We start from the raw sequence: 2585 nt of genomic DNA on the forward strand, positions 1-2585 counted from the left end.
AATCCCGGTCAGGTCAGGGGTTGTGAGAGGATGACGATGGAAAAGGATATTATTCACCGGTTGTTACTTTTTGCCCTGGGTGATGGTCTGTATGGGGCTCAGGTATCCTATATCCGTGAGATTGTTCCGGATCAACCGAAAAACCCCCTTCCTGGTGCACCTGATTTTATTCCGGGAATCATCAATATCAGATCTGATGTCGTCAAGATCATTGATATCCGGCGGATCATTCCGCTCGGGAGGGAACAGCCAAAGAAGAAGATAATCATTTTTGTACCTGAAGATGCTCACAGTACCCGGTTTGGCATGCTGGTTGATGAGGTATATGGCATTATGGAAGTACCAGATCAGGTTGTATCTCATCTTGACCGATCGGATGCAAAAATTCAGAATAACTTCATGCTTGGGTTTATGAAAGTATCACTGGATACGTTTCTCCATCAGATTGGAAGATCGTATGCCGCAGGGGATGATGATCTGGTCTGGATAGATTTTGAGGATCTGATTCGGACCATTGTCAGTGGAGACCAGGATGGTTCCATCGTCTTTCGTCTGACCGCTCTCTTTAATCCTCAGTATCTCCTCTCCGGCGAATGGAAAAAGAATGCTGGAAAGATTAAGGTCTGATTATACCACTACTTTCAGTCTGGAGTCCTTACCTTTCACCATACCCATCTTTTTCAGGTCATTGAGGACTGATTCAAGATAGCCGGGTGAGAGGTGAAAACCAATACTGAGTGCATTCTCTTCGATTGGCAGGGTTTTATGAATGAATTCACACATGAGTTCCTCTTTTGATGCCCGGCCCTCCTTTTGGATCATGCTTAGAATCTCAGCGACCAGAACCTGTTTTACCTGAAGGTTAGCGAGGAATTTATCTGCGGCCTCCTCATCTATCTCCTGAAAATACTTATCAAGTTCGTTCAGATCTTCGAGAAATATGATGTCAGGCCCGGTTACGACGGTGTAGGCAGAGGTGTCCTGTGCTTCAAGACTCCGGGTTATCTTCCATTTTCGGAGTGCCTCTTCCCGGAATGGAGGGAGTTCATCACCAAACAGCGACATGACTGCTTCATCCGGTGCAATGGTCTGTTTCAGGATCATTCCCTCTTCATCGATGTCAAGAAGGTCATTAAGCCCCATTATCTGGGTTATCGTTGCTTCTTTGAAAAATGCAACCATATCATCTTCATTATCCGGAATCTCCCCGTTACGGACGATAACATCAAACACGGTTGTGCTGATATGATCGCCAGGTGCGTGGCTTGCAATTGTCTGCGCCAGCAGATCCCGGTCATTGATGAGATCTTTAAGGGTATCTTCAAATGCCTGGATGTATTCCTCAAACTCCTCTTCACCGGTAGTGCGAAGCTGTTCTATCTCCTCCTCGATGATCCCTTTAAGGGCAGTGAACGGAGCCTTATACACGATCCTGCTTTTTAGTTCCACTTTTGTCTTCAGATGTGCGGTAATGTTCAACTTTTTGAACATCTTCAGACATTCCTGTGCCTGTTCTTCGGTGGAAAACCAAATCTCTTCTTCAAGTACCATGGCGTGCACATACCTTACATCTGGGAGCTCTTATTCTAGCTGGTCAGGAAGAAGATTTATTCATGGATACGCTTGAGCAGCCATGTCATATTGACTCCCAGGGTTTCCATGCATTCCATTCCTTCCTCGTCTGCATCAACCTCTCCGGGGAGTCTTCCAAGGCCTATGTTCCAGTAGGATGATCCGGGAACTATCATCTGACACATGAGGAACAGATGATTGATGGTGTCAAAGGCATGAATGGCCCCTCCTCTTCTGACCGATATGACTGCAGCTCCTACTTTGAATCTGAGGAAATCACCTCCTGACCGGCTGAGCATACCGGTGCGGTCAATGAGTGCTTTCATTTCGGCCGTGACATCTGCAAAGTAGGTCGGAGACGCAAAGATAATACCGTCAGCTTCACGCATCTTCTCGATATAGTCATTAAGGTCATCGGTCTGATTTGCACACTGTCCGTTTCTTGTCTCATAACATTTCATGCAGGCCAGACAGCCATGAAGGGGTTTTCCTCCGATGCGGACCATCTCTGTTTCTATGCCGTTGGACTCAAGGATGTCAAACACCCGCCGGACAAGATGTTCAGAGTTACCATCAGGGCGGGGGCTCCCAAGAAAAGCAACAACTTTCATATGTCATACATGAGTGGGGGAGATTGATAAAATCCACGCTGGGATTTTATTGTGCTCCGTTTTAGAAAAACCCGCTCAGGGATCCAAAGAGGATACCAAATGCAATAAGCGCTACACCAGCGAAGATGACCGGGTTCCAGGCCAGAATTTTTGCCCCGTCCAGAGGTCCGACGGGAAGCAGGTTAAATGCGGCAATCATCGCATTGATCTTGACACCAACAAGCCCAATGATGGCAAGGAGGCCAGATCCCGCTGATTGACCGATAAATATGAGTGCAGCGAATGGTATCAGGAGGATAAGATTGCTCACCGGACCGGCGAGAGAGATTTTACCATTCTCTTCCCGTGTGATATAGGTCCCATATATCATGGTCGCTCCCGGAGCTGCAAATACAATCCCTG

General features: G+C 47.0%; 3 protein-coding genes and 1 pseudogene. 1 reads left to right on the top strand and 3 read right to left on the bottom strand.

Annotation, left to right across the window (positions count from 1 at the left end; genetic code table 11):
* The coding region (locus PLA23_RS12455) for a chemotaxis protein CheW (RefSeq protein ID WP_324475389.1) at nucleotides 1-627 on the top strand (627 nt) is incomplete at its 5' end.
* On the opposite strand, the gene PLA23_RS12460 is transcribed toward PLA23_RS12455, so the two are convergent.
* From PLA23_RS12460 to PLA23_RS12470, 3 genes and pseudogenes are all read right to left on the bottom strand, one after another.
* Entirely contained in the window at nucleotides 628-1551 is a 924-nt protein-coding gene (locus PLA23_RS12460) for a hypothetical protein (protein ID WP_324331200.1), read from the bottom strand.
* Between the two features lie 56 nt (nucleotides 1552-1607).
* Complete coding sequence (locus PLA23_RS12465; RefSeq protein WP_324475390.1) at nucleotides 1608-2183, bottom strand: flavodoxin family protein; 576 nt, start codon at nucleotides 2181-2183, stop codon at nucleotides 1608-1610.
* A 61-nt stretch (nucleotides 2184-2244) separates the two neighbouring features.
* Nucleotides 2245-2585 (bottom strand): annotated as a pseudogene (locus PLA23_RS12470) (peptidase M50); the annotation flags it as partial.

Source organism: Methanospirillum sp. (assembly GCF_035406105.1).
Taxonomy (GTDB): Archaea; Halobacteriota; Methanomicrobia; order Methanomicrobiales; family Methanospirillaceae; genus Methanospirillum.